This is a genomic window from Fusibacter sp., from assembly GCF_057447755.1.
In genome coordinates this window covers 1-19,432 of record NZ_JBVBZF010000034.1, presented here as the reverse complement: position 1 = coordinate 19,432, position 19,432 = coordinate 1, and the positions used below count along the sequence as shown (strand labels likewise).

21 protein-coding genes and 1 pseudogene are annotated in these 19,432 nt (G+C 36.5%); 14 read left to right on the top strand and 8 right to left on the bottom strand.

The annotated features are described in order from the left end of the window. The 4 genes from AC220I_RS07590 to AC220I_RS07575 all read left to right on the top strand — a co-directional run. Positions 1 to 899, top strand: an 899-nt coding sequence (locus tag AC220I_RS07590) for an MFS transporter (RefSeq protein ID WP_486723211.1), incomplete at its 5' end; no start/stop codon positions are given. A gap of 118 nt (positions 900 to 1,017) precedes the next feature. Continuing rightward, positions 1,018 to 1,677, top strand: coding sequence for a GntR family transcriptional regulator (locus AC220I_RS07585; protein ID WP_486723210.1), 660 nt, complete (start codon positions 1,018 to 1,020; stop codon positions 1,675 to 1,677). A 68-nt stretch (positions 1,678 to 1,745) separates the two neighbouring features. Continuing rightward, positions 1,746 to 2,264, top strand: a complete 519-nt coding sequence (locus AC220I_RS07580) for a 3H domain-containing protein (RefSeq protein WP_486723209.1) — start codon at positions 1,746 to 1,748, stop codon at positions 2,262 to 2,264. Positions 2,265 to 2,340: 76 nt separating this feature from the next. Next, positions 2,341 to 3,372 (top strand): PTS sugar transporter subunit IIC, encoded by a 1,032-nt coding sequence (locus AC220I_RS07575; protein WP_486723208.1) that lies wholly within the window; start codon positions 2,341 to 2,343, stop codon positions 3,370 to 3,372. 37 nt (positions 3,373 to 3,409) lie between these two features. Here the strand turns inward: AC220I_RS07575 and AC220I_RS07570 are convergent, their stop codons facing one another. Continuing rightward, complete coding sequence (locus AC220I_RS07570) at positions 3,410 to 3,589, bottom strand: uracil-DNA glycosylase (protein ID WP_486723207.1); 180 nt, start codon at positions 3,587 to 3,589, stop codon at positions 3,410 to 3,412. Positions 3,590 to 3,662: 73 nt separating this feature from the next. Continuing rightward, positions 3,663 to 5,201, bottom strand: a complete 1,539-nt coding sequence (locus tag AC220I_RS07565) for a methyl-accepting chemotaxis protein (protein ID WP_486723206.1) — start codon at positions 5,199 to 5,201, stop codon at positions 3,663 to 3,665. A gap of 125 nt (positions 5,202 to 5,326) precedes the next feature. On the opposite strand from AC220I_RS07565, the gene murI reads away from it, so the two are divergent. The 3 genes from murI to serS all read left to right on the top strand — a co-directional run bounded on the left by murI (position 5,327) and on the right by serS (position 7,847). After that, positions 5,327 to 6,193, top strand: a complete 867-nt coding sequence (gene murI / locus AC220I_RS07560) for a glutamate racemase (protein ID WP_486723205.1) — start codon at positions 5,327 to 5,329, stop codon at positions 6,191 to 6,193. Between the two features lies 1 nt (position 6,194). Continuing rightward, on the top strand, positions 6,195 to 6,464 hold the full coding sequence (locus AC220I_RS07555) for a hypothetical protein (protein ID WP_486723204.1): 270 nt from the start codon (positions 6,195 to 6,197) through the stop codon (positions 6,462 to 6,464). Positions 6,465 to 6,581: 117 nt separating this feature from the next. Beyond that, on the top strand, positions 6,582 to 7,847 hold the full coding sequence (serS, locus tag AC220I_RS07550; RefSeq protein ID WP_486723203.1) for a serine--tRNA ligase: 1,266 nt from the start codon (positions 6,582 to 6,584) through the stop codon (positions 7,845 to 7,847). A 260-nt stretch (positions 7,848 to 8,107) separates the two neighbouring features. Here serS and AC220I_RS07545 read toward each other — a convergent pair whose 3' ends face one another. Continuing rightward, complete coding sequence (locus AC220I_RS07545; protein WP_486723202.1) at positions 8,108 to 9,787, bottom strand: hypothetical protein; 1,680 nt, start codon at positions 9,785 to 9,787, stop codon at positions 8,108 to 8,110. A 190-nt stretch (positions 9,788 to 9,977) separates the two neighbouring features. After that, positions 9,978 to 11,159, bottom strand: coding sequence for a pyridoxal phosphate-dependent aminotransferase (locus tag AC220I_RS07540; protein WP_486723201.1), 1,182 nt, complete (start codon positions 11,157 to 11,159; stop codon positions 9,978 to 9,980). A 333-nt stretch (positions 11,160 to 11,492) separates the two neighbouring features. Between AC220I_RS07540 and AC220I_RS07535 the strand changes: the two genes are divergently transcribed. The 7 genes from AC220I_RS07535 to rsmI all read left to right on the top strand — a co-directional run bounded on the left by AC220I_RS07535 (position 11,493) and on the right by rsmI (position 17,435). Continuing rightward, positions 11,493 to 12,974: an aminotransferase class I/II-fold pyridoxal phosphate-dependent enzyme gene (locus AC220I_RS07535; RefSeq protein WP_486723200.1), complete on the top strand. Its 1,482-nt coding sequence runs from the start codon at positions 11,493 to 11,495 to the stop codon at positions 12,972 to 12,974. A gap of 17 nt (positions 12,975 to 12,991) precedes the next feature. Beyond that, positions 12,992 to 13,552 (top strand): signal peptidase I, encoded by a 561-nt coding sequence (gene lepB / locus AC220I_RS07530; RefSeq protein ID WP_486723199.1) that lies wholly within the window; start codon positions 12,992 to 12,994, stop codon positions 13,550 to 13,552. 57 nt (positions 13,553 to 13,609) lie between these two features. Further along, a complete protein-coding gene (locus AC220I_RS07525; protein WP_486723198.1) occupies positions 13,610 to 13,933 on the top strand; it encodes a cyclic-di-AMP receptor in 324 nt (107 codons plus the stop codon). An 11-nt stretch (positions 13,934 to 13,944) separates the two neighbouring features. Then, positions 13,945 to 14,805, top strand: a complete 861-nt coding sequence (locus AC220I_RS07520; RefSeq protein WP_486723197.1) for a DNA polymerase III subunit — start codon at positions 13,945 to 13,947, stop codon at positions 14,803 to 14,805. A gap of 9 nt (positions 14,806 to 14,814) precedes the next feature. Beyond that, positions 14,815 to 15,729: a PSP1 domain-containing protein gene (locus AC220I_RS07515; RefSeq protein WP_486723196.1), complete on the top strand. Its 915-nt coding sequence runs from the start codon at positions 14,815 to 14,817 to the stop codon at positions 15,727 to 15,729. Positions 15,730 to 15,795: 66 nt separating this feature from the next. Continuing rightward, a complete protein-coding gene (locus AC220I_RS07510) occupies positions 15,796 to 16,572 on the top strand; it encodes a tRNA1(Val) (adenine(37)-N6)-methyltransferase (RefSeq protein ID WP_486723195.1) in 777 nt (258 codons plus the stop codon). A 23-nt stretch (positions 16,573 to 16,595) separates the two neighbouring features. After that, on the top strand, positions 16,596 to 17,435 hold the full coding sequence (gene rsmI, locus AC220I_RS07505) for a 16S rRNA (cytidine(1402)-2'-O)-methyltransferase (protein ID WP_486723194.1): 840 nt from the start codon (positions 16,596 to 16,598) through the stop codon (positions 17,433 to 17,435). Between the two features lie 125 nt (positions 17,436 to 17,560). Here the strand turns inward: rsmI and AC220I_RS07500 are convergent, their stop codons facing one another. From AC220I_RS07500 to AC220I_RS07485, 4 genes and pseudogenes are all read right to left on the bottom strand, one after another. Continuing rightward, entirely contained in the window at positions 17,561 to 17,803 is a 243-nt protein-coding gene (locus AC220I_RS07500; protein WP_486723193.1) for an AbrB/MazE/SpoVT family DNA-binding domain-containing protein, read from the bottom strand. Between the two features lie 157 nt (positions 17,804 to 17,960). Then, positions 17,961 to 18,407 (bottom strand): hypothetical protein, encoded by a 447-nt coding sequence (locus AC220I_RS07495; RefSeq protein WP_486723192.1) that lies wholly within the window; start codon positions 18,405 to 18,407, stop codon positions 17,961 to 17,963. Positions 18,408 to 18,519: 112 nt separating this feature from the next. Next, a complete protein-coding gene (locus AC220I_RS07490) occupies positions 18,520 to 18,906 on the bottom strand; it encodes a YxiG family protein (RefSeq protein ID WP_486723191.1) in 387 nt (128 codons plus the stop codon). 258 nt (positions 18,907 to 19,164) lie between these two features. Next, positions 19,165 to 19,432, bottom strand: a pseudogene (locus AC220I_RS07485) (hypothetical protein); the annotation flags it as partial.

The following is a 19,432-nucleotide window of genomic DNA, read 5'->3' as shown; positions in this document are numbered from 1 at the left end:
TAATAGGAGAAATCATTTTCTCCATAGGTATGACCTTTAAATCAGGTGCAGAAACAGCAATTTTATATGATAGCTTAAAGCTAAGTCATAGAGAGAGTGAATTTCAAACGATTGTTGGTAAAGCAAGATCTTACTTTCTATATGCATCAGCCCTGGGATCACTCCTAGCAGGTTTTGTTTACACTTATAATATCTACTTGCCCTTTATAATTTCTATTGGCTTTATTGCCATATCTTTAGTAGTGGCATTTACTTTTACAGAGCCTAAACAGCATGAATATAAAAATCACTTGGATAAAAAGTATGGACAAATAATAAAGAATAGTGCAAAATTGGTAATCGGCAATCGTAAGGTTTTAAATGTCGTATTATTTAGTTCTATTACTTTTATTTTTATGAGGATGGCTTATCCGTTCTATCAGCCCCATATGCAATCAACGGGAATTGATGTAAAATATTTTGGTATTATTTTCTTTCTATTTAATATAGTTGCTGGTTTTTCAGCAAAACGCGTTGATTTTTTTATTGAAAAGACAAAACCATATTCTATGCTTTGGGTAGGTGGATTAGTTGCCATATCTTATTTGCTGCTTGGAATATTCCCGATTGGCATTAGTTTCGTCTTTATTTTTCTACAGCAAATTACAAGAGGACTTGGAAATCCTGTTTTTAGTAAGTATATCAACAAGAATATTCCTTCAGATTATAGGGCAACTATAATTTCCTTCAATAGTTTAATTGGCAATGTAGGTGTCATAATCTTGCAACCTATTTTGGGGTATTTAATTGACAGATATAGTGTTTTTCCAGTTGAAATGGGTATAGGAATGGTGATGATAGCTTGCTTAGGGCTGATTGAAGTCTTTGTAAAAAAAAGTCAAATTAAAATCGCTCAATAGTTGAAAAATGAAGGATTTGAGGTTTTGAAATTCATTAAAAATAAGTGGTTTCAAATAATTTGACACTATCCAAAAATCTGTATAGAATGATATAGAATAGATTATCTTGGAGGATGAAATGGATCTTTTTGATCAGAAGAAAGAAAACAAATCACTGACGTCGTTAATTTTTGAAAGAATCAGAGAAGACATCTTAAATGGTAGATATATTCCTGGTGATAAATTAGTTGAGATTAAACTGGCTGATGAACTGGGCGTTAGTCGTACGCCTGTAAGAGAAGCACTTAAACAATTAGAGCTTGATGGTTTAGTAGATAACATTCCAAACCGAGGCGTTGTCGTTAAGGGCATCACCACTGAAGATATTGACGATATCTTAATGATTAGATTGTGTATTGAAGGATTAGTTGGACAGTGGGCTGCTGAACGTATTAATGATTCAGAAATAAAAGAATTACAGGAAATTTTTGATTTAATGGAGTTTTATACTTCTAAAAAAGATGTTGAGAAAATTTTTGAACTTAATACAAGATTTCACGAGACCCTTTATCAAGCTACTAAAAGTCGCTACTTAGAAGGTGTTTTAAAGGATTTTCAATTGTTCATTAGACAGTCTAGAAATAATTCTCTAAAAGCTGAGGGTAGAATTGAGTTTGCCCTAGAGGAACATAGAGAAATTTTAAAAGCCTTAAAAGAACATGATCCAGAAAATTCTAAAAAAGCACTGACAAAGCATATTAGTGCGTCTAATTACAACATTAAACATCAAATGAAATAGTTAAAAACCCAATTGAGCCATTTCATTATGAAATGGCTCAATTTAAATAAAAGGACGAGGGGACAACCATGTCAGATAACAGACGAAAAATGCTTATTGAAAAACTAAATGCTTGTTCAGACCCAGTAACTGGAACAGAGCTTGCATCAATTTTTGAGGTTTCAAGACAAGTAATTGTTCAGGATATTGCAATCTTACGTGCAGAAGGTTATAATATTTTAGCGACTTCAAATGGCTATATGATACCAAAAATTCATCGTCAAAATAGGTTGATTAAAACCTTTGTATCGGAGCACAAGGGCTTTGATAGAATGGAAGAGGAATTAAAGATTATCGTGGAGTATGGTGGCAAGGTTATAGATGTCATAGTAGAGCATCCTGTTTATGGCGAAATTGTAGGAACCTTATTAATATCGAATATGGATGATGTTAATCGATTTATAAAAAGTGTTGAAGAGACGAATGCCAAGCCACTTTCCTTATTAACGGATGGTGCTCATATTCATACAATCGAAGTGCCAAGTGAGAAAATATTCACTTTAATTAAGGCTGAATTATTTGAAAAGGGTTTTATAAAGGAACTTTAAATTTTTTTAAGCTAGAGTGACAAGACAGTTGTCAACATTCAGTGACATCACATGTATGAAAGTTTTGGGAGGAAATATGAAAATCAGAAATTATTTAATTAAAACGCTCAATGGTATGGCATTGGGTTTGTTTGCATCCTTAATCATTGGTTTGATACTTAAACAGGTTGGAGATTTAGTTGGTATTCAACAGCTGGTTACCTTTGGAAAGGCAGCACAAGTAATGATGGGACCTGCAATTGGTGCGGCCGTTGCCTATAGTGTCGGCGCTTCTCCACTTGGGATATTTGCATCAATCGTTGCTGGCACAATAGGCGCTGGCAGTATTAAGGTAAATGAAGCTGGTCAAATGCTGATTGCCATTGGTGAACCAATGGGTGCCTTTGTTTCGGGCCTTATTGCAGCAGAGTTTTCAAAACTCATATCGGGTAAGACCAAGGTTGATATTGTCGTCGTACCTGCTCTGACCATAATAGTAGGAGGTATAGTAGGTTTAACCCTCAGTCCAGTGATTGCTTCATTGATGAAGGCACTTGGTGCAATCATTAACACAGCCACAGAATTACAGCCAATACCAATGGGGATTATCGTGGCAGTTATTATGGGAATTGTTTTGACCCTACCTATTAGTAGTGCCGCACTTGCGATTTCTCTAGGCTTATCAGGTGTAGCGGCAGGTGCTTCCTTGGTTGGATGTTGTTGTCAAATGATTGGATTTGCATGTATTAGCTATAGAGAAAATGGCATTGGCGGTTTTATTGCTCAGGGATTGGGGACTTCAATGCTTCAAGTGCCAAATATCATTAGGAATCCCAAGGTGTGGATTCCACCTATAATTGCCAGTGCAATATTGGGTCCAGTTAGCACAGCAGTCCTTCATCTTGAAAGTAATAGTATAGGTGCTGGAATGGGAACAAGTGGCTTAGTAGGTCAATTTGGGACGTTTGCGGCTATGGGAGAAACGCATAGTACTGGCAGCTTACTATTGCTTATTGGCTTAATGCATTTTATTATGCCGGCAATTCTTTCACTTGGGGTTAGTGAATGGATGCGTAAAAAAGGATGGATAAGTTTTGGTGATCTTGCTTTAGAAGGCACAAAAAAATAAATAAAATGAGTTATTGCAATTAACCAATTGCGATAACTCATTTTTTTATGTGTTTTGCTTCGAATCCATTGCATGGATTGCCCGAACTTTTATAAACGACTACAGATGGCAATTGCTTTGATTTAAAGCCAAATTGTCGACAACCATGGGGATTGTTTGGATCCCATGTAACATAGTAATATTTGCATTTGTGACAATCAATTCGTGCTGATGACATTTAAAACTCCTTAGTCAATAAAATAAGATAATTCTATTGTAACGGAGTATGGCTTATTTTTCAAATGGAAACCTTAGCCTAAATAAAGATCTGCCATTAAAACACCCTTAATTTTACCTGACGTGGTGATTGGAACTGCGATTGCAATACAATAATTGTAGGTATCAGTTGAAATATAAGGATTGGAAGTGTATGGTTTTCCCTTGATAGCCTCTATAAAATATGGCCGATGTGCAAAGTTTGTATATAAAGATTCATCGTATAAGGCCGGATCAATGCCGATACCAATGGTGTCACCATTTAAGTCGAAAACGGTTATGCTTTCAAATATTTTGTGTTTGTTAAAGACATCAGAAAGTGCTTTGTCGCAATAGGTGCGCGTCATATTTTGAATATCTGATGTACTAGCAATAGATTCAAGGAGCTTGATACCATCTTGAACGTAATTTTTGATTTCAGGTGTATAGGTGAAACCCTTTGAAAATTCAGCTGTAAGTCTTTGTATACTAGAGGTCATTTCAGTTAATTTTTGAAGATGAACGAAAATCTCCTCCACGAGTTGGGATTCTTCTTGAATGTTACTTGTGCTTTCTTGAATAGAGGCTGTTGCATTTTCTAAGAAGGCATTGGCCTCTGCCATGAGCTTTTCAATCTCAAGAATTTTTTCATTTTCGCTCTTTGTCATTTCTAATATAGAATCAATATAGGCCACAGATTTTTTAGTTTGATCTAGGGTTTTCAAAAACTCTGCCTTTGCATTTTGAGAGGTTGTTTGTGTTTTTTCCATGCTGGCAGTGCTCTCAACGACACTGTTTGAAATGTGTTTTACATCAGATCTAATGTTGCCAATGACATGTTCAATCTCAGTGGCATGTACAGCAGATTCATCTGCGAGTTTTTTAACCTCTTGTGCGACAACCGCAAATCCAGCTCCGGCTTCACCAGCACGAGCAGCTTCTATTGAAGCGTTTAATGCAAGCATATTTGTATTATCGCTGATATTGCGCACGGTTGAGGCGATATTGCTAATCTCCCCCACCTTGTTCTCCAATTCACTCATATAGTGATTAATTTTTTGACTGATTTCCATATTTTGATCAACGAGTTCGCCTAGCATGTCGAAAATATTGATGTTATCTGTAATGATCTTTAAGGTTTGTCTGGTCTGGGTAGTGGCCACATCTGTACTCTCTAAAATAACTTTGAATTGATCTACCATTTCATTTGATTTGGTATTTGTTTTCTGAATGGTATAGGCCTGAGTTTCAAATTGCTTTGATAGGTCATCCAGTTCATCTGCACTTGCACTTAGGCGTGTTTTTATATCTCGAGTGTAATCCGTGATAAAGTGAGAGCTTTGATCAATTTTTTCGCCATTTGCATCCACTTCTGAAATAAATTTTCGAACATGATCAATTAATACGTTGAACTCTTCCGTAATTTTTTGATCTAAACCACTTTTGTCATTTCTAATTTTTTTTGTAAAATCACCAGATTTTGCGTTCACAATGCCCTTTTGAATTTTTTGTACTTGTCTTTGTGATCTAAAGATGTAAATCAAAAGCCCAATTGTGATAAGCCAAGAGATAAACAGTAGTATTTTTAACATCATAATCCCCCCAAAATAACTAAAAAATTAGTGCTATTGATATATTATATCATTAGACATCATTAAAAATGACATAAATTCAGAAAATTCAAATAATAAAGCGCTATTTTATTGGGCGTTGAAATGAAGTGTCTAAGCTAAGAGTACAGGATGAAAATTGTAATGATTTATGGTATAATTGGAGTGATTTTAGACATGGTGGTGATGGATTGAATAGACAAAGTAGAATTGGTATCTTTGATTCAGGACTTGGTGGTATTTCTGTACTTTATGAAATTCATAAGCTCTTACCAAATGAATCGATTGTTTATTATGGTGACTCTGGGAATGCCCCTTATGGTGTTAAGTCAAAGGAAGTGGTCTATGAGTTATCAAAAAATATATGTGATTATCTTATTGAAAATGAAGGTGTGAAGGCAATTGTAATTGCTTGTAATACAGCAACAAGTGCAGCTGTTGATAAATTAAGAGGCCAATACAATATCCCTATAATTGGAATGGAGCCTGCAATTAAACCTGCAATTGTAGGAACAAAGGGTGCCATTGTAGTTTTGGCAACCGAAATGACACTTAAAGAAGAGAAATTTAACAATTTGCTACATTCTTTCGAGGATGCACATCGAATCATTAAAATGCCCGCACCAAAACTTGTTGATGTCGTTGAAAATCATATGCATGATGAAGAATATATCAAGGAAACCGTGGCCTTTTATTTGGACCAAATTGAAGACCACATTGAAGGCATCGTTTTAGGGTGTACCCATTATATTTTCTTAAAAGCCTTTATTGAAGACTACTATGGGCATAAAGTTGAAATCTTTGATGGCAATTTTGGTACTGCCAGTCAGTTAAAAAATGTTCTTCATGCACTTGAGCTCTTAAATGATAGAGAAAATGAGTCTGAAGAAGAGAACATAAAAATATTGAATTCAAAAGATAAGGCTTACGTAGAAAAATCAAAAGAAATGTATCAATTTTTAAGAAAGAGAGAATAAGATGGCGGTTAATGAACCTGTTTCTATTGATGTTAAATTAATGACTTTGGTTAATGAAAAACTCCAGATCATTTTGGAGGAAGCTATTTTTGATGAAAGAGCCGAGCAAATTTTTAGAATGCGATATGGTATTGATTGTCAAATGGAATTGCCAAAGCAAATTTCAAAAACAATTAAAATGCCAATGAAGAAGTTAAATCTTGAAATGTATCGAATTGACAATAAAATTTTTAATATCCTTAAGAAACACGATTTATTTGAGCAAATTTAGCAGCATTGGTTTAATACAAAACTTCTCGCCCTTTACAGGACTTGAGAAGTTTTTTTAATAGGAGGGCCTTGAAAGCTTATTGGACCAATCTTATGAAATGGCAATGTGGAGGTATTCATGTTAGACGTAAAAAAAATCAGAAACAATTATGAGGAAGTAGAAAGACTCTTACGCCTTAGAGGTAAAGGTGACTATGGGTTACATAGAGTTAAGAATCTCGATGAAACGAGAAGATCAATTATCCTTAAAGTTGAAGAAATGAAACAAGATCAAAATAAAATTAACAAAGAAATTCCAAGGTTGAAGAGTAGTGGTAAAGACACTTTGGAACTTTTTAAAGAGATGAGAGCCCTATCCGACGAAATCAAAATATTGGATGGTCAAGTTAAGGCTTTAGATGATGAAATAATTGCGATATTATTAGAAATTCCCAACACATTGCTACCAGATACCCCTTTAGGGCTAGATGAAAACGCCAATCTTGAAATTCGAAAATGGGGTGAGCCAAGGCAGTTTGACTTTGAGGTCAAGACCCATTGGGCCTTGGGTTCTGATTTAGATATTTTAGATTTTGAAAGAGCGACAAAAATAACAGGGACACATTTTACCATACTAAAAGGTCAAGGTGCTAGACTGGAAAGAGCACTTATTAACTTCATGCTGGATCTACATACAGATGTGCACCATTACCATGAGATATTACCACCCTTTATGGTAAATCGACAAGCTATGATAGGTACAGGACAATTGCCAAAATTTGAAGAGGATATGTTTCACATACCTTCCAAGGATTATTTTTTGATTCCAACTGGTGAAGTTCCTGTGACAAATATGTATAGGCATGAAATTTTAGACGAGCAAAAACTACCGATTAAACACGTAGCCTATACACCTTGTTTTAGAAATGAGGCAGGAAAAGATGCCAAGGGTGTGATCAGACAGTATCAATTCAACAAGGTGGAACTCGTCAATTTCGTTAGGCCAGAGCATTCCAGTCAAGCACTTGAACAATTGACATCTGCTGCAGAAGAAGTCCTAAAGCGCTTGGCCTTACCCTATAGAGTCATTAGGCTTTGCGGTGGTGATGTGGGCTTCAGTGCAGTAAAAACATACGATATTGAAGTATGGCTTCCAAGCTACAAGGGGTATAAAGAAATATCCAGTTGTTCAAATTTTGAGGATTATCAAGCGAGAAGAGCCAATATCAGATTTAGAGAATCGGAGAGTAAAAGAGTCCGTTATGTTCACACTTTAAATGGATCGGGATTGGCAGTCGGTAGAACTCTAGCCGCGATTTTAGAGAATTACCAAAATGAAGATGGGAGCATCACCATTCCAAAAGTACTACAGGGATATATGGGTAATCAGACCCTCATTAAATAAAAAAAGCACATCAATGTCGTTTTCTTGGTTTTTACCTTAGAAGTAAATTGTAAACACACAAGGGTTTACTGCTATGGCGTATAAGAAAAAGGCATTAGATGTGCTTTAAACTTTAAATAAATGTTTGACTACAATTCATGCTTATGTCTAAGGCTGATTTTTCAATGCGTCTTTTGAATACAAAAGTGACTAAACCTGAGAGCAAGACTAAAACTGAGAGCAAAACTTGGACTGAGAGCAAGACTTGGACTGAGAAAAAATCAGGACTTGATCACCGCCGAAAATTTATGGACATAAGCTTTAGTCAATTTGATTAAGTCATGCAAAATCATAGGTGTAAATGAAAATGCAAGGAGTTTCATTAGTGTATTTGCATCGAATTGTGATTTCATTTCCCAAGATGCAAGTCCTAAAAACAAGAGAATAAGTAGCCCAGATGCTGCATTTAAAGGTGTTTTTTTAAGGGCAATTTGCCTTAGAGAAATAGATTTCTGGTTTTGAAGTATAAAGGCCGTACCAACGATCGTTAGTCCCACAAAAGGGACTACTGTAAACTGGCTTTGATTGATCAGACAATATATACCGATTAAAATACCATAGACAAGGATATGTTTGTAGGTAGATTTTGGTTTAGATTTTATGTTCATGGTCTTCTCTTTTGAGACAGAAATACTATTTAATTCAACAGCCTCGACAAATAAAGATATTCCTAGGATGCTTGATATCATAAGATTCATGATTAAAAGCATATAGGGTGATGCTGTTTTGGTAAAGTTGAAAGCGATTAACTCGATAAGGTGCATGGTGAACACGAATGCCCCCAACTTATAAAAGCGATTTTCGAGATTTTGACTTTCAAGGAATGCCCTATTATAGAGTTTTTCATGATAGGCTTGGTCTGTGGAGAATTCAAAAAGTGAAGTCTCCAAACGATTTAAGGTACTATCACTTTCAGTTGCCTTCAGAAGTTTCTGATTTTTTTTACGATAAAGTGTCAAAATTCGATATTTTTGATCATCATCCATTCGACTAAAAAAACCGTAACGCTCCAGCACAGGTTCAAGCGTCTTGTTTGAATAAGTCATCAACTTATTTTGATCGAGTAGTCTGCGATCATCCTTGATAAGATTCAAAGCCTTAACAATAGAGGTCACATATATAGGTGATTCTTGGGAAAAGGCAATTACTTTATAACGATAGGTTAAGGAAGGTTCCTGTGGATACTCTAAAGCATTTAAGGTTTCAGATGCCATTAAAGGTGCAAAAACGCTTATGGCACCGATATAGATCAGATCATTTGGAATTTCCTCACTTTGGTTGTCCTTTGAATCAATTTTAAAGGCATATCCCCAGACTCTTTCAAGGGCATGGCCATGTTTGTGTTCAGAAGCAATAATCTTGGCGACGTGTTCTTTTTTGAGGATGTCGATCCCATTTTGTGTGAGCACATGGGTACAGCGTTCAAGAAGTCGATCTACATCTCCCATGCACATGAGTTGCGTCATGTGGGTTTTGGTTTCCTGATGCTGTGTTAACCAGATGCTTTCCCTTTGCCAAGCTCTTAACTTTGGCCACTGCAAATCCAACGCCCCTTCATCTAGTGGAAAGTAGGATGAAATTTGACTTTGGCTAGGGACAAGGCGATCATCTTTATGCGAGCACAATAAAGCCGTTTGAAGTAATTTGCTTATATTTTTTCGCTTCAAAGTATTTTCAAATGCAGGGCTATCCACTGAAACATTAAGATCCACCGTCTCAAAATGTGTAATGATCGCTTTTGACGCATCTATATATTGGCCTAAATCCTTAACGATTAAATCGGTATCGCAGATTAATTTAGCGGTTTCTAAAGTGTCGGTTTTAAATGAAAGTAGTTTAGGTGTTAGTTGTATGGCTTTTGATTTTAGAAAAAAATACTCAAAGGGGAATAGAATTATCATGAGGCTTTTTATCGTATGACTTGGTAGAATCACTAAACCAATAAAAAACAGGATTATAAAAGCAAACAGGAGTCTTCTATTCTTAGACTTTGATGTTTTCAAGAGCTGATGTGATCTAAAATGAAGCATTGTAAGTCCTTTCTAGTAAGTCTGCCAGTTAAAGGGAATAAATTGAATTTAATCAGAGTTTCTAAAACTGTGACAAGTAGGTTTCTATTCGTCTTAGCCCCTCTTGCACAAGACTGAGCTGTGTTGCGTAGGATAATCGAATACAAGCATCATTGCCAAATGCGATTCCAGGAACAACTGCAAGGTCATAATTTAAGAGTAAATCATCACAAACCTTTAATGAAAAACTATCCTCGAATGCAATTTTATCTTTATAATAAGACAAATCTATAAAGAGATAGAAGGCGCCATCTGGCTGTATAAATGAAATGTTTTCCATTTGACCAAGCTGTTTTACAAGGGTATCTCTCCTTGATTTATATTCTGAAACCATGTTTGACATGTCTTCAAGACAATCCGTAAGTGCGGCTGCACCTGCCCATTGAGAGACCATGCTCGGGTGTGATACCAAGTGGCCTTGGATCATAGAGATGGCACCTGCAATTTCAGGTGATGAAGCAGTGTAGCCAATTCGCCATCCTGTCATTGCAGCTGATTTTGAAAGGCCGTTAACCACAATCGTGATTGCCTTTGCAGCCTCTGATAAGGATGGAATTGAAGTGAAATCATCCGTATAACAAATGCGCTCGTAGATTTCATCTGCCAAGATAAAGATTTCTTGGTCAATACAATGCTCTACAAGGGGCTCAAGTTCTGATCTGGTGTAAACCGCGCCGGTTGGATTAGAGGGATTGTTGATGAGCAGCATCTTGGTCTTAGGTGTCATCGAAGCTTTGAGCTCTTCCACAGTTAGCTTGAACTGGTTTTCGATCTTTGTGTCAACAAGTACTGGGACACCGCCACAGAGTTTGATCATTTCAGGATAACTTGTCCAATATGGCTTTGGTACGATGACCTCGTCACCCGGATCAAGAATGGCAAGCAAGGTGTTGGTGATGGCATGTTTGGCGCCTGATGAAACGACAATATCCGACACATTGTAGCGGACCTTGTTTTCAACTTCCAGTTTTTTGACAATGGCTTGTCGTAGGGGCATTAATCCGGGAACCACATCGTATTTAGACGCGTTACGATTAATGGCTTCAACACCTTCATGTTTTGCTTTTTCAGGTGTAAAAAAATCAGGTTCTCCTATGCTCAAATCGACGATGACTTTGCCCTCAGCCTTAAGTGCTTTGACTTTAGTACTGATGCCGATTGTAAAGGATGGCGTTACTTTTTTTATTTTCTGAGATAAATTCATAATAAAATCACCTTCAGGTGAGAAATCACCTGCCTTTCAGTGTTATTTTAAAAAGTTTACATTTGTTTGATGAAACACGCATTCTAATGTGTTAGAATTATTATAGCAATTTATTGCAAAAACACAAACACTGAGGTTAAAAATGTCTGTTTTAGACTGGATTTTAATTGGCGCAATCATTCTTTTTTTCATGGGAGTGGCTTTTTTTGCGCTAGGGGATCTCTTTAGAGATCGAAAATTTTATAAGGACAAATTAAAAAATGTTCAAAAGATGTCTGACTTTAAAAGTAAAGGGCCTCAAAAAGCGGATGTAAACCCAAGAAAGGCAAAAAAATGAGATTATTAGAGACACTTCGAGAAATTGAAGAAGAGGAATTACATTCATTCTATATGCCTGGACACAAGAGGCATCCTGATTTTATAAAAAAACTAGAAAACCTCGTAAACTTAGATATTACTGAGATTCCGAAAGCAGACCATCTTCATGACCCAAAATCCTGTATTTTAGAAACTCAAAAGACAATTGCTTCGTTTTATGGTTCTGGAGACTCTAGAGTCTTAATCAACGGAAGCACTGTTGGAATCTTAAGTATGATCATTGGTAGTCTTGATGAAGGTGATCATGTTCTCCTAAATAGAAATGCACATAAGTCTATATACAATGCAGTTGAGTTCGCCAAGCTCAGACCTCATTATTATTTACCAGAATATGACGATTATCTGGGTATTGTCACGGACTATGATTTGAATAAGATAAAGGAGATGATTGTCAAATCTCCTGATATAAAGGCCGTTATCTTAACCTATCCTACCTATGAAGGCATTTGCATGTCTATTGAACCTATCATTTCATTTTGTCATGAACGCAATATTTTGGTATTGGTGGATGAAGCACATGGTGCTCATTTTAAATTGAATTCTGATTATCCTGAGTCAGCATTGGATTTGGGGGCAGATATTGTGGTTCAAAGTTTTCATAAAACCTTACCGGCGCTGACGCAGACGGCTTGTTTGCACTATGGAAAACACCTTTTTCAGACTGAGATGGGCTTGCGTATTATAAAGCAAGTGGATGATTGTCTTAAGACATTTCAATCCAGTAGTCCGTCTTATGTTCTAATGGCATCTGTCGATGTCATGATGACCCTGATTTTGGAAAAGGGGAATGCATGGTCTCAAAGGCTTATAGAAGCCACAAATGAATTTTATGACCTTACCAAAGACTTGAAAACCATGTCCTTCTATCAAACTGATTTGAAAAAAGATCCGAGTAAACTCGTTTTAATGGTTAATCCTGCTTATTATGAATCGGGTTCTTGGGATGGCGAGGTCATATCCACAAGACTTAGAGACCAGTATCGTATTCAAGTGGAGTACGAGACAAAGACAATGCTTCTATTTATGTCCAGCATATGCAGCGATTTGGCAGATTTTAAAGCGCTTGAAGAAGCCCTACTTGAATTGGACCAGCAGAGGATACAAACCTTTAAGAACAAAGTATTGAACAAAGAGACTTTAGTTTTAGACCAGTCAAACGCGGGTGGCCTATTTCAATATAAAAAACAGTATGAGCAAATTGTCAGTTTGGACCACCAAGTCTATATGCCTTATGAGGTCAAGCGAAAACCCCATAAGATTGTGGCAGTGGAAGATGCTGTTGGAGAAGTCAGTGTAGAATTTTTAACACCATATCCGCCGGGTATTCCAATTTGTGTTCCCGGTGAACTTATAACTCAAGAAACAATTGATCTATTAAAACAATTGCTTAAGGAAGAGTTAACACAACTAACGATACTTGAAAGGAGACTTGGGTAACCCTCAAGATTGACAATATGGATAAATTTAAAAAAGAATTACTGGAATGGGGACAAGCAATTGTCGTAACACTGGTTATATTTTTGGTTTACAACTACTTTTTTGCAACAACAACTGTTTACAACACTTCGATGTTTTCGACCTTGGTTGAAAAAGACATGCTTTTTTTAGTGAAGAAGGCGGAAATTCACAACGGCGATATCGTTTCCTTTAAATCGGATCTTACCTTGTCGGCTCGCGATATCGACAGTTTGAACTTTATTCAAAAGTTATTGCATCATGAAGGTGAGCGCAAAAACCTTATTAAGAGGGTAATTGCAGGCCCTGGTGACAGCATTGAAGTTAAGGACGGCGTAGTAACCGTCAATGGTGAGATTTTAAATGAACCTTATATTTATACGGTGACGACCAAATCCGCTTACTATGAAAAAATCCCAGAGGGCATGTACTTTTGCATGGGTGACAATAGAAACGTAAGCTATGATAGTAGAGACATTGGATTAATTTCAAAAGAGGACATGATTGGTAAGGTCGTTTTTAGATTTATGCCTCTCAATAAGATTGGTAAAGTGAATTAAAGTTCAGAATTGTGGTATAATAATCAATAGAAGTTGCTTTTGAGAGGAGGCATATTTATGAAATTGATTATTGCAATTATCCATGATGAGGATGCACATGCACTCGTTAAACAATTGACTCAAGCAGATTTTGGTGTCACTAAATTGGCTTCAACAGGAGGCTTTTTAAAGTCTGGAAATACAACATTGATCATTGGGACACCTAAGGAACGTGTGGATGCGGCACTGGCGATTATTGAAGAAACAAGCCAAACGCGAAAAGAGATTACCACAACCACTTCTTTGCTCGGTGACAACTCTGTAATGGGGATGCCACTTGAAATTACAGTGGGTGGTGCTACAGTTTTTGTAGTGGATGTCGAAAAATATATTAAAATGTAAAGGGCAATAGAATGCAATATCAAACACAGAGGCTTTTTTTAGAGAAAGCTATTTTAAAAGGTAAGCTGTCACATAGTTATATCTTTTCAGGAACGGATGACTTGGCGTTTTCAACAGAAATTGCAAAGTTGGTACTATGCAAACAGGAACACACTGGCTGTGATTCCTGTTCGTCATGTTTAAAAATAAATTCCAGTAATCATCCGGATCTTATGATCGTCGTTCCGGACGGCAGTTCAATTAAAAATGCACAGGTTGAAGCCTTTCAAGAGTATATCTACATTAAACCCTTTGAAAGCGATTTTAAGATTGTCATTTTTAAAGATTTGGATCTCATGACGCCTAGAGCGCAAAATCGAATTCTCAAGACTTTAGAAGAACCACCTGAATACGCTCTTTTTATCTTTATGACTCATAATTTAGAGGCAATTTTAGAGACAGTAGTTTCAAGGTGTCAAGTGATTCAGTTTTATCATGAACTTGAAGAAAAGGGCCTTGAAATTGAACAGGAAATCCTGGATAAGGCCATTGAGTTCGTCAAGAGCATAGAATTTAAAGATGTAAATCGCGTCTTTGAATTTGCCCTATATGCAAAGGAAGACAAGCAGCGTTTTCAGATTGTCATTAATAGAGTCTCTAAAATACTGAGAGATGTGATGATCTTCAGAGAGACAGAAAATCTACAATTGATAAATTCAGAAAATTTCACTATACTGGACTATAGAGACCAACTTGAAAAGTTGACGAGGAGCTTTAAAACCGAAAAGCTCGTTGAGCTGATCTTTATTATAGATGATGTTGAATCAAAACTTAAAAATAATATGAACTTTGAACTGACAATTGACCAATTGTTGTTCAAATGTATACAATAGGAGGCGTAAATGATCACTGTCGTAGGTGTGAGATTTAAAAAAGCTGGCAAAATTTATTATTTTGATCCAGGTCAAGTAGACGTTAATCAAAACGATCATGTGATTGTGGAAACAGCCCGTGGTGTAGAATATGGTGAGTGCGTTATTGGTAAAAGAGAAATTACTGAGGAGCAAATCATCAGTCCATTAAAGCCTGTTCTAAGAATTTCAACACCAGAGGATGACGAAATTCATACAAACAACAAGAAAAAAGCAAAAGAGGCCTTCGATGTTTGCCTTGAAAAGATTCACTTGCACCAATTAGACATGAAATTGATCGATGTGGAATATACATTTGACAATAACAAGGTGATTTTCTACTTTACAGCAGATGGCAGAATTGACTTTAGAGAGCTCGTAAAAGATCTTGCAGCGATTTTCAGAACGCGAATTGAACTAAGACAAATTGGTGTTAGGGATGAGTCAAAGATGGTAAAGGGACTTGGCCCATGTGGTAGAGAAATCTGCTGTGGCAGCTGGTTAGGAGATTTTGCACCGGTTTCTATAAAAATGGCAAAAGACCAAAACTTGTCATTGAATCCTGTGAAAATATCTGGCCTTTGCGGAAGATTAATGTGTTGTCTAAAATACGAATACGATACCTATGTTCAAATAAGAATTGGTATGCCAAACAGGGGCGATAAAGTTAAAACGCCGGATGGCAACGCATATGTTGTTGATACCAACATCCTTCTTGAGCAAGTTAAGGTGAGACATATTGTTAAAACAAGCCCGCACGAGGAGTTAAGTGAAGACATCGTTGCATATGGAAAGACGGACATCAAAGTGATTGAAGTCAATCGTAGCAATAGCCATTCAAATTCAAGTGTGGTACCAGATTCTGAGCCTGTTGATTTTGCGGCATTAAAAAAATTGGAAGACTAGTACTTAAAGAGAGCTTTGTGGCAATCCCATCAAAGCTCTTTTCTGTATTATAAGGAGTGTTTGTGTATGAATAGAATAGATCACAATTTGGTCTTGGCCCATGAGCGAGTGGACGATTTACAACTAAATGGATTGAGCATTATTCAAGATCCAAATGGATTTTGCTTTGGGATAGATGCCGTTCTTCTAAGTCATTTTGTTAAGGTCAAGAGGACCCATAAAATCGTCGAGTTTGGTACGGGAACAGGCATTATTCCAATATTACTTGCAGGTAAAGCCGAGTTTGATCACTTATCGGCCTTTGAAGTGCAGCCTGAAGTAGCTGACATGGCAAGGCGTAGTATTAAGCTCAATCATTTAGAGGATCGAATTGAGGTCATCGAAGCCAACCTTAAGGATGCCCTTGAACATTTTGAAAAAGGGTCTATTGATACAATTGTGAGCAATCCGCCTTACATGAGTACAGAAGGTGGCATTAAAAACCCATCTGATAAAAAAGCCATCTCAAGACATGAGGTGCTATGTACACTTGAAGACATCATTTCAAACGCAAGTAAGCTTTTGAAGCAAGGGGGAAATCTTTACATGATTCATCGCCCTAACCGACTGGCAGATCTAATTTACTTGTGTAAGCAATACAAGCTTGAACCCAAGGAAATTAGAATGATTCAGCCTTATGCACATAAAAAGCCCAATATCTTTCTAATCCGATGTGCAAAAGGCGGGAGGCCGGATCTTAAATTTCATGATCCACTGATCGTAAGGACAGACCAAGGGGATTACACAAAGGAAATATATGAGATATACGGCAATGAAAATATCACTGTTTTTGAATCCATCTAATGGATTTGCTGAGGAGATTGAAAATGAGAGGCAAGCTATACATTTGTGGCACACCAATTGGTAATCTAGAAGATATAACCTACAGAGCAATGAGGATTTTACAAACCTGTGATGTGGTTTTCGCAGAAGACACGCGACATAGCTTGAAATTGCTCAATCATTTTGACATAAAAAAACCACTTTACTCTTATCATGAGCATAATAAACAGACCAAGGGCGCTGAAATTCTAAATAAGCTTGATGCAGGTGACATGGTAGCACTTGTGACTGATGCTGGCATGCCAGGTATTTCTGATCCAGGTCACGATATCATAAAGCTTTGCATAGAGCAAGGCTATGAGTTCGAAATTATCCCGGGTGTGACTGCCTTTACAACGGCACTTGTGGGTTCTGGTTTAGACACGTCGCGCTTTATTTTTGAAGGCTTTCTAGATCGAGACAAAAAGACGAGAAAACTCTATCTGGAGAGTATCCAATATGAAAAGGGGACTTTGATATTTTATGAGTCACCTCACCGCATCAAAGCAACACTCAAGGCCATTTACGATGTATTTGGTGATAGGAATGCCGTTATTGCCAGAGAGCTGACCAAGCGATATGAGGAATATAAAAGAGGGTCCCTAACGACCCTAATGACCAACCTTGACCAAGAAGAAGTAAAGGGTGAAATCGTTTTGTTAATAGAAGGCAGTCACGAAGAGGCTCCTAAGGGAGATAGCCTTGTGGAGAGCTTATCTGTGGAAGGCTTACTGAGCCACTATATTGAAGAGGGCCTCGACAAGAAAGAAGCCATTAAAAGGGTAGCCAAGGAAAAGGGCGTTAAAAAATCAGAAGTCTATGCGATTTCCATACAAGAGGACTAGTCCCTTGCATGTTGAAAATTCTTGCGATAAGAATAAATGATCTATACAATATGTAAAGCCAACGCAATTGCGTTGGCTTTATTTTTACAGCGAATAAGCTACGATGAGTAAATTAAGGTTTTAAACTATAATACTCTGATTTCATCCACACAAGCTGGACAGATGTTCTTACCCTTGATGTTCTTAACACCTTTCGCTTGACCACAGAAAATACAAGCTGGCTCGTATTTCTTAAGGATGATTGTTTCACCTTCTGTGAATATTTCGAGAGCATCTTTCTCGCCGATGTTGAGTGTACGTCTTAATTCGATTGGAATAACCACTCTACCAAGCTCATCGACTTTTCTTACAATACCTGTTGATTTCATTGTAAACCTCCTGAGACAATTTTAAACATTTCCATAGATTAATAATATCTTAAAAATTTCCATAAGTCAACAAATGTAGTAAAAAACGAGAGAATCTTCAAAAAGCGAATGGTTATAATAAAATAATTAAACTATATACAATCGTTGAAAACACAGATTATAAATTTTTGAGTTCTTCTTCAGTCTCTTTTACGACCTCTTTTACTTTTTCCAGTTTTTCCCCAAAGAATTTATCGTAAATTGCCTTGCCAATGGCCACCGTATGCATAAATGAGGCAATGCCATCCATAAAAGACTGATTATCTTTTAAGGTTTCCGTTACAGATTCAGTTGTTTCAGCGACATTGTCAACCGTTCCCCTAAAAGCGCTGACGTCATGGGCAAATTCACCGGTAATGACTTCAATGTTTTTGGTTAAATCTGGAACAACATCTAAAGTTGCATCAATTTTAACGCGGTTATCTTCAACGACATTGTTAATGGCTTTAATTATTTTGTGGCCTTTAGCGAGTATTAAGATCAAATATGTAAAGATCACGACTAAAAGTCCCCATAGTACAAATAAGAGTATATCCTTTAAAGAAATGACAATTTCACTATTCATGAATGCGCCCCCTATGATAAGATTCTAAAATTATTATACCCTAATTTTATAATAAAAACAGAAATAAAAAAAGAGCATTTCAAACAGTGGGTCTGAAAGCTCTAGTATAAGTTTAATATTTAACTGAGTATTCCTTGTCATTGATGCGAATACGATGTGCATCAATATATAGTGAGGAATTATTGATATTGACTGCAAAATTTGGGATTGAGACAAATAAATCATCCGTTGAACGTGCATCAACAGCAGTAAATTCACCAAATCCAAGCGTATCATAAGAAATCACATTCAAATTTTTATCAGAAAGCTCGAGTTCGGTGATCAAATCGTGATCAATAAAATAAAAGGCTTTAACATCTTCGAAGACAATCTGAGCATTATCATCAAATTCGTGTCGTGTTATATCTATTGAAATTTTATCAAAATCCATATCAAAATTAATGGTATCAATTTTTCCTTTAGCATAAGTATCTAATATTGGGTTAAAACTGTTTGTCATGAAACACCTCTTTTCTAAATTCACATGATGCAATCATGCGGTCCAATTTTGTTTTAAAATTGTATAACTTTTCAAACACATATATTAATATCATATATTTAGACCTTATGCAACGTTTTTTTTAAAAGTTAAAATTTCTTATTAAATGAAACTTATCTGAAGGGGGATTGCAAATAGATTTGCATAAAAAAAAGAAATTACTCCTATATAAAAGTAATTTCTCAATCGTTTAAAGTAAGTTCAAATGTTTAGTGAAATCTAGGCTTGATACATTGATAGGAGAACATTTTTTGTTTTTGAAATTAAAATCTCCACATCTTGCATAGTATGAGCCTCTGAGAGGAACCATCCTTCGAATTGGGCTGGTGGTAACAAGACGCCTTCATTTAGCATTTTTCTAAAAAATTCGCCATATTTTACGGTGTCACAATCCTTAACATCATCATAACTCATAAAGGTACCTGACTTGAAGAACAGGCAGGTCATACCGCCAAATCGGACAAAGGATAAAGGGAGCTTGTGAGTC

Bases quoted from the DNA above. Each gene is read 5' to 3' on its own strand.
- AC220I_RS07585 (WP_486723210.1), top strand. From the start codon at position 1,018: ATGGATCTTTTTGATCAGAAGAAAGAAAACAAATCACTGACGTCGTTA.
- AC220I_RS07580 (WP_486723209.1), top strand. From the start codon at position 1,746: ATGTCAGATAACAGACGAAAAATGCTTATTGAAAAACTAAATGCTTGT.
- AC220I_RS07575 (WP_486723208.1), top strand. From the start codon at position 2,341: ATGAAAATCAGAAATTATTTAATTAAAACGCTCAATGGTATGGCATTG.
- AC220I_RS07570 (WP_486723207.1), bottom strand. From the start codon at position 3,589: ATGTCATCAGCACGAATTGATTGTCACAAATGCAAATATTACTATGTT.
- AC220I_RS07565 (WP_486723206.1), bottom strand. From the start codon at position 5,201: ATGATGTTAAAAATACTACTGTTTATCTCTTGGCTTATCACAATTGGG.
- AC220I_RS07555 (WP_486723204.1), top strand. From the start codon at position 6,195: ATGGCGGTTAATGAACCTGTTTCTATTGATGTTAAATTAATGACTTTG.
- serS (WP_486723203.1), top strand. From the start codon at position 6,582: ATGTTAGACGTAAAAAAAATCAGAAACAATTATGAGGAAGTAGAAAGA.
- AC220I_RS07545 (WP_486723202.1), bottom strand. From the start codon at position 9,787: ATGATAATTCTATTCCCCTTTGAGTATTTTTTTCTAAAATCAAAAGCC.
- AC220I_RS07540 (WP_486723201.1), bottom strand. From the start codon at position 11,159: ATGAATTTATCTCAGAAAATAAAAAAAGTAACGCCATCCTTTACAATC.
- AC220I_RS07535 (WP_486723200.1), top strand. From the start codon at position 11,493: ATGAGATTATTAGAGACACTTCGAGAAATTGAAGAAGAGGAATTACAT.
- lepB (WP_486723199.1), top strand. From the start codon at position 12,992: ATGGATAAATTTAAAAAAGAATTACTGGAATGGGGACAAGCAATTGTC.
- AC220I_RS07525 (WP_486723198.1), top strand. From the start codon at position 13,610: ATGAAATTGATTATTGCAATTATCCATGATGAGGATGCACATGCACTC.
- AC220I_RS07520 (WP_486723197.1), top strand. From the start codon at position 13,945: ATGCAATATCAAACACAGAGGCTTTTTTTAGAGAAAGCTATTTTAAAA.
- AC220I_RS07515 (WP_486723196.1), top strand. From the start codon at position 14,815: ATGATCACTGTCGTAGGTGTGAGATTTAAAAAAGCTGGCAAAATTTAT.
- AC220I_RS07510 (WP_486723195.1), top strand. From the start codon at position 15,796: ATGAATAGAATAGATCACAATTTGGTCTTGGCCCATGAGCGAGTGGAC.
- rsmI (WP_486723194.1), top strand. From the start codon at position 16,596: ATGAGAGGCAAGCTATACATTTGTGGCACACCAATTGGTAATCTAGAA.
- AC220I_RS07500 (WP_486723193.1), bottom strand. From the start codon at position 17,803: ATGAAATCAACAGGTATTGTAAGAAAAGTCGATGAGCTTGGTAGAGTG.
- AC220I_RS07495 (WP_486723192.1), bottom strand. From the start codon at position 18,407: ATGAATAGTGAAATTGTCATTTCTTTAAAGGATATACTCTTATTTGTA.
- AC220I_RS07490 (WP_486723191.1), bottom strand. From the start codon at position 18,906: ATGACAAACAGTTTTAACCCAATATTAGATACTTATGCTAAAGGAAAA.